This is a genomic window from Trichocoleus sp. AS-A1 (genome assembly GCF_039962015.1).
GTDB lineage: Bacteria > Cyanobacteriota > Cyanobacteriia > Cyanobacteriales > FACHB-T130 > FACHB-T130.
Window position 1 is genome coordinate 1 of sequence record NZ_JAMPKG010000077.1, and the last position, 6430, is coordinate 6430.

Annotated in this window: 5 protein-coding genes and 3 pseudogenes; 5 read left to right on the plus strand and 3 right to left on the minus strand. The window is 43.3% G+C overall.

Going from position 1 to position 6430, the window contains the following annotated elements:
- Nucleotides 1-258: 258 nt before the first annotated feature.
- Nucleotides 259-1002 (plus strand): DevA family ABC transporter ATP-binding protein, encoded by a 744-nt coding sequence (locus tag NC994_RS27395; protein WP_190435790.1) that lies wholly within the window; start codon nucleotides 259-261, stop codon nucleotides 1000-1002.
- An 88-nt stretch (nucleotides 1003-1090) separates the two neighbouring features.
- Here NC994_RS27395 and NC994_RS27400 read toward each other — a convergent pair whose 3' ends face one another.
- Nucleotides 1091-1621 carry a GNAT family N-acetyltransferase gene (locus NC994_RS27400; RefSeq protein ID WP_190435793.1) on the minus strand — a complete coding sequence of 177 codons (531 nt, stop codon included), beginning with the start codon at nucleotides 1619-1621 and terminating at the stop codon, nucleotides 1091-1093.
- A 3-nt stretch (nucleotides 1622-1624) separates the two neighbouring features.
- On the opposite strand from NC994_RS27400, the gene NC994_RS27405 reads away from it, so the two are divergent.
- From NC994_RS27405 to NC994_RS27415, 3 genes and pseudogenes are all read left to right on the plus strand, one after another.
- Entirely contained in the window at nucleotides 1625-2938 is a 1314-nt protein-coding gene (locus NC994_RS27405; protein WP_190435796.1) for an MFS transporter, read from the plus strand.
- A gap of 828 nt (nucleotides 2939-3766) precedes the next feature.
- On the plus strand, nucleotides 3767-4528 hold the full coding sequence (locus tag NC994_RS27410) for a PEP-CTERM sorting domain-containing protein (RefSeq protein ID WP_199299622.1): 762 nt from the start codon (nucleotides 3767-3769) through the stop codon (nucleotides 4526-4528).
- A 197-nt stretch (nucleotides 4529-4725) separates the two neighbouring features.
- Nucleotides 4726-4901 (plus strand): annotated as a pseudogene (locus NC994_RS27415) (IS982 family transposase); the annotation flags it as partial.
- A 605-nt stretch (nucleotides 4902-5506) separates the two neighbouring features.
- On the opposite strand, the gene NC994_RS27420 reads toward NC994_RS27415, so the two are convergent.
- Nucleotides 5507-5797, minus strand: a complete 291-nt coding sequence (locus NC994_RS27420; RefSeq protein ID WP_190435799.1) for a toxin-antitoxin system HicB family antitoxin — start codon at nucleotides 5795-5797, stop codon at nucleotides 5507-5509.
- Nucleotides 5798-6051: 254 nt separating this feature from the next.
- Here NC994_RS27420 and NC994_RS27425 point away from each other — a divergent pair.
- Nucleotides 6052-6318: pseudogene (locus NC994_RS27425) on the plus strand (recombinase family protein); the annotation flags it as partial.
- A gap of 19 nt (nucleotides 6319-6337) precedes the next feature.
- Here the strand turns inward: NC994_RS27425 and NC994_RS27430 are convergent.
- Nucleotides 6338-6430 (minus strand): annotated as a pseudogene (locus tag NC994_RS27430) (IS630 family transposase); the annotation flags it as partial.

Genomic DNA, 6430 nt, shown 5'->3' on the forward strand with positions numbered 1-6430 from the left:
TACAGAAGCATTCAATTCAGTCACCATTAAAGACATGATTGGCTGGTTCACTCATTGCTGTTACTACGTTGCTCCTGATACCTCAGAGTGTATTCCTCTCATGTGAGAACCGCCATAACAAGTTTGCCCCTAAAATTCTGCGCGTCATTTTGATTTGCCTTGGTGCAGTCCTCATCGTTGATTGCGTTGCCTACTTGTTTGGTCATCCTTTTTTGCCTTCATAACTTTAACAATTACCCTATCCCTAACTAAGCCGCTATGCAAACTCTAAAGTCCTCAGATTCTACTCAGTTTTCCAGCAGTGAACCTGTTATTTCTATTCACCAGCTCAATCACTATTTTGGTGAAGGAGAACTGCGAAAACAAGCGCTATTTGATATCAATCTCGACATCCATTCGGGAGAGATTGTGATTATGACTGGACCATCAGGGTCTGGTAAAACGACGCTGCTAACGCTAATGGGAGGCCTACGTTCAGCACAGGAAGGTAGCTTGAAAATTCTGGGGCAAGAAATGAATGGAGCGAGTAAAAACGAGATGAGGTTAGTGCGACAGCAAATTGGCTATATTTTCCAAGCACACAACCTGTTAACTTTCCTTACAGCTAAGCAGAATGTGCGAATGTCTCTAGAGCTACACGATCGCTATCTAGACCAAAATATGGATGAGATAGCAACCGATATTCTCAAGACAGTCGGTTTAGGAAATCGTGTTGATTACTACACCGATAATCTATCTGGAGGACAAAAGCAACGAGTAGCGATCGCGCGTGCTTTGGTAAGTCATCCGAAAATTGTTCTAGCAGACGAACCTACCGCTGCACTGGATAAAAAATCAGGACGAGATGTGGTAGAAATGATGCAGAAATTGGCAAAGGAACAAGGCTGCACTATTTTGCTAGTGACGCATGATAATCGGATTTTGGATATTGCCGATCGCATTGTTTATATGGAAGATGGTCGCTTGGCCACCAACCCTGATGCTGTTGCACTCGTGGAATAGCGATCGCTTTCGCTTATCGATCGCTATTCACTATCGCTAACCCATCGTACAAATAATTAATCCCGCCTACTTAGATCGTATTGTTGGGCTACTGTAAGTCACGGTACATGATTACACGTTGATCAATGGGCAATCCAGCCTCAGCTTCTTTACGCCTGAGCTGCTGAAAACCAACGGTGAGTTCAACCTCAGCCAAAATCTGAAACCCAAGTTTTGCATAGAACGGTGCGTTCCACTCAATGTCACAAAAGGTCGATAACAAAATCCGGCGATAGTCCTGGCGTTTTGCCCACACACAAACTGCCTCGACAAGTTCACGTCCAATGCCTCTACGTCCATAAGATGGATGTACGTCAATTTGTTGTAGATAAGCGTTTCCATCAACATCCTGCGCGATCGCATACCCTACAGACGTATCAAGATCGTCTACAGCAACCCATACCCGTCCGGCTCGAAACTGTTGGGTTACGAAGTCTAACGAGAGGGGTTCAGCATCAATCACAAAGGCGTAAGGCGTGTCAACAAACAAGGTTGCTGCGGCTCGTTCGATCTGGGCCAGCGTTGCTAAATCCTCAATTCGAGCGGCTCGAATCTTGTAGCCTGGGAAAGGAGTTTTCATAGAATGTCGAGATCCATACCTGATGACAAAACTTTTAATGCGGTTTTAGTAAACTCACTTGTGGCTTCGCTGACCAATACGTTTGTCTGGTTTGCAGTCACGTTTTGGGTGTATCTTCAAACCAAATCTGTACTGGCTACATCGGTCATGGCAGGTGTGTATCTCGTGACAGTCGCCATCTCTGGATTTTTCCTCGGCTCTCTGGTTGATCGATATAAAAAGAAAATAGCAATGATGCTTTCAAGCATCTGTTCTCTGTTTTTATACCTACTCGCCTACATCATTTTTATTTCTACAGAGCCATCGGTCTTTACCGATCCCTCAAGCGTCATTCTTTGGGTATTCATTATCCTCGCACTAGTTGGTGCGATTGCTGGAAATTTACGCGCGATCGCGCTTTCAACACTCGTGACGATCTTAATCCCGGATGCAAAACGAGATCGGGCAAACGGTCTGGTTGGTACTGCAAATGGCGTATCATTCCTCGTTGCTTCTATATTTAGCGGTCTGGCAATCGGTTTTCTCGGCGTATTTTGGATGCTGGTTTTTGCGATTGGACTGACCATTCTCGTGATTATCCATTTAGGGACAGTATCCATTCCTGAACCGGGAATCATTCATGTTGATGGTCAAACGAACCGTATTGATATTCCCGGAACGATTCAAGCCATACATCTTGTCCCCGGACTTTTCGCACTGATTTTTTTCAATAGCTTCAACAACTTCTTAGGCGGAGTCTTCATGTCCCTAATGGATGCCTATGGCTTGTCTCTCGTTTCGGTACAAGTCTGGGGCGTTTTGTGGGGGTTCTTGAGCTTAGGATTCATCGTTGGCGGGTTAGTTGTCGCCAAGAAAGGCTTAGGAAAAAATCCACTCCGAACGCTCTTTCTGTCCAATATTGTCATGTGGACGATTGCTATTTTCTTTACGATTCAGGCATCTATCGTCCTGCTGACGAGTTGTTTATTTGTTTACTTATGCCTGATTCCGGTTGTGGAAGCTTCAGAACAAACCATCATCCAAGCCGTAATACCTCCTGAACGTCAGGGGCGCGTATTCGGGTTCGCTCAAAGTGTTGAACAAGCAGCATCGCCCCTAACTGCATTTATGGTCGGTCCGCTCGCCCAATTCATCTTCATCCCCTTTATGACCACGGGCGCAGGTGTGGAGCTGCTGGGTAATTGGTTTGGCACCGGAACCGATCGAGGCATTGCGCTTTTATTTACAGTGACTGGAGCGATCGGACTAATCGTCACATTAATAGCGATGCGGTCACGTTCGTATAGAAAATTATCAGCGAATTATCAGAAGCACTAGAAGGATATGGAATTACGAACAGAATCATTGTTCAATTGATGAACACAAAGTTTTGATCGCTCCCCATAATTTGTCTAATCTGCGCCGAATTTCTTTTTCAATTGGGCAACCAAATTGCAGCAGTAGCAATCCCCACTTTAGTGCTGCAATTCACCGTTTATGAGACAAGTTTCTGAGGTTGATACAACGCACCTCAAACCTAGTATTGCCGTATCTCATAACCCATCTTTTTATCTGTGTCTCGTAAACCACTGAATAGATTGTGAAAGATTTCAGTCGTTTAACTGAGTAATTCACCTAGTCGGGGGATGTGCAATTACGAAAATTCGTTTAGCAGCTTTGTCTAGAAAGGAGTATCGCTCACTGACAAATAGCCTTTAGTTCTACAGATTTAGAAAATTTATAAATCACCTTATCTAATCCGTAAAAAATTTGAAGTTTAGGTGATAATAGCATATCTGCCAATCTCAGCGAAAGTACCGAGATCACAGCTTCATACAAACTTTATATTTTTTTTAAAGCTCTAATTGATTCCAATAGCCATAAATCAAGCAATTGAAGTAATAATAAGCTTCTAAAAATAATTCATAGGAAAATAAAGTTCCTGTTAAACTACGAAAAATTCCGGATGGGAAGCGTAGATGTATACAGACAAGCCTCACTGGAATACCTGAAAGCAAGACGAAATAAATTGGTCTAGTCGCATTGGGTGCTTTTGGTATGGTTTTAGTTGCAAAGCGCAAGCAGCAACAGGAAGTATAGTTCAACGAATCACGTTAATTCCCTCTTTTTTTTTCTAACCTTTGTAATTGTGGAGTTATGCATTATATGGCAATTTCAATCATCCTGAAAAAGCTATTTATCGCTACATCTGGTGCAGCTTTGCTAGTTCTGAGTCTTGGAGGTACAGTACAAGCTAAAACTTTCACCTTTAACACATCAGACAGTCCGTTTACCCCAGGAGTTGATAATCAAGGGTGGTGGAACAAGATCCCTGTCATTGGTAATACCAATACTACTAACGATAATTACTATGTTGGTAAAAACCCTCAATATGGTGAGGTTAGAAACTTTTTCACATTTGATCTGTCGTCACTTTTAGCGACAGAAACTGTCATTTCGGCTAGGTTGGAACTCAAGCGCAATTCGAGTGCAGGAGATGCCACAGAAACCTTTGGTTTATTCGATGTTTCAACCGATGCTGCCACCTTGAACAACAACACTGGTATGAATGCAGAAATTTTTGATGATCTGGGAACAGGTAAAAGCTACGGCGCATTTGAAGTGACTACCGATGGAGACTTTAATGAAATTCTCAGTTTCACTCTTAACTCAGCTGCAATTGCAGATATCAGTGCTAGTAAAGGCAGCTTTTTCTCAATTGGCGGTGCATTGTTAAGTCTTAACAATTCTGAATTCCATGAGTTTCTATTTGGTGACAGTCAAGATGCGGGTGAGCAACGGCTGATTATTGAGACCGCTCCGAAAACTACCTCAGTTCCTGAACCTGCTTCTGTATTGGGTTTGCTGAGCGTAGCGGCTTTTGGGGCTGGATCAGCTGTAAAGCACAAGCAGCAACAGAAGGTCTAGGCTAACCTCAGTTTGGGATAAGCATTGGTAGACTCAGAAAACCTGAAGTAGGCTGAGAAGGAAAGTTGCAAGCCGAGAGCGTAGTTGGTGATTGTGGATAGAAATTGATGGAGAAGCGTCAAGAAAGGGGGGGCAAGTAAGCTGAAAAATATACAGAGATATTCAGCAACCCCCGTTAACAGCCCAGTTTAGATGCTTTGTCTTGCCAAATAGATGACTTTTGTCAAAAATTTGAACCGCAGTGGCAGCAAAAGGTTACGCTTTGCATGACCTCAAGACTCGGAAGCGAGAACGAAGTTTATGCCTGAGTGCAGTGATGACGATTCTAGTTGCTTTTCACCAAAATCATTATCGCAACTTCAAGCACTACTACAGCAGTTTGCAGGTAGATAGAGTACAAGCTATCCCCAGGGGGAAAAGCGCTTTACATCTACACCTGTACTTTACTTACTTGCAAACTGCTGTATCTTGGCTATTTTGCGTGTACTGGCGAACAGAGTTTCCGGGTCTGGCCAGCCGTTTATAAGACAAATTAAAGCATCATTTTTATTCGCTCAAGATGCCTAAGTTTCATGTTTCAGAAGTCGTCCTTTTATTCTGGCTAACTGGCAGGTTCAGTCGGCGTACTCCAATAATGATTACAGCTTAAGCAATTCCATCTTCGCTTTTTATACTTCAATCCTTTGCTATGAACCTTTACTCCTCCACAAGCTGGGCATGGAGGTTTAATTAGGTTGGGTTGTGGAGATGACTTTGCTTCCGCTGCTAATTTTCGATTGGCTGCGCGCATCTCGTTAAGTTCGTCATCTTGCAACTTAACTACCTGTTGAGTCATGTCTAACTGGTGGAAGATATCATCTCTATCGGCCTTAGTCTCAGCCAGCTTCTTCCTTACCTCCGCAAGCTTGGTTCTCAGTTCCTTGCTCTCCATGACTGCCTTTGTTCCTGCACTTTGCCTGAGAGATTTGTTCTCCTCTCTCAGGCGATTGACTCCCCCAACTGTTGCTCTACCTCGTCTAAACGATTTTCTATGCTAGACACTAGCACTAGACGTGATTCTAGTATCGCTAGACGCGACTCTATTGCTGTCGCTATTTGAGGAGATACAGCAGCTTCATCGTCCCATCCCAGCGCTGCTTTGAGGGCGTTAATTACAAATTGATTGACGCTGGTATCCTGCTCCAATGCCGCCACTTTGACAGCTTCATATAAATCTTTATGCCCATCCAGACGCAGGTTTAGCTGAATCCTCTCTTTACCATTGCTCATACTATTTTTCTTGTACTAGACATTAACTAGACAATGGCTAGCACAAAGTCTAGCAAATATCTAGTTAATGTCTAGCGCTTTGTCTAGTTAAATGTCTAGTTGATTGTCTAAATACTCAAAATCAAATTAAGCCAAAACACCCTCTTAGCTGAGTAGTTTGTCCCAGCAAAAGACTTCCCTAAATGGAACAATAAAAGAAGCATTAAAAAAGCGCTGGGATAAGGATTTCAGCCGCTAGATTTTATGAACCTTAAATGGGACAGATCAAACTACGAAAATCAGTCATTTACTGCCGAGTGAGTACAGGCGGACAAGATTGCGATCGCCAAGAAAAAGATTTACTCGCTTATGCGGCACGAGCAGGTTTTGAAGTGGTCAAGATTTTTAGAGAATCTGCATCAGGCTCAAAAGACGACCGACCAGAACGAAGGAAAGTTTTGGCATTAGCACAGGCACGAAAAATTGACGCAATTCTCGTAACCGAGCTAACCAGATGGGGGCGCAGCACTATCGACCTAATTATAGCAACCGCCAATAGGGTTAGGACGCCAGGTGCAAGACATACTCCATCGCATCACGTAGACAATCAAATTGGTCGAGTTGCTTGCAAATTCGACTTTTGAGCCAAGACCA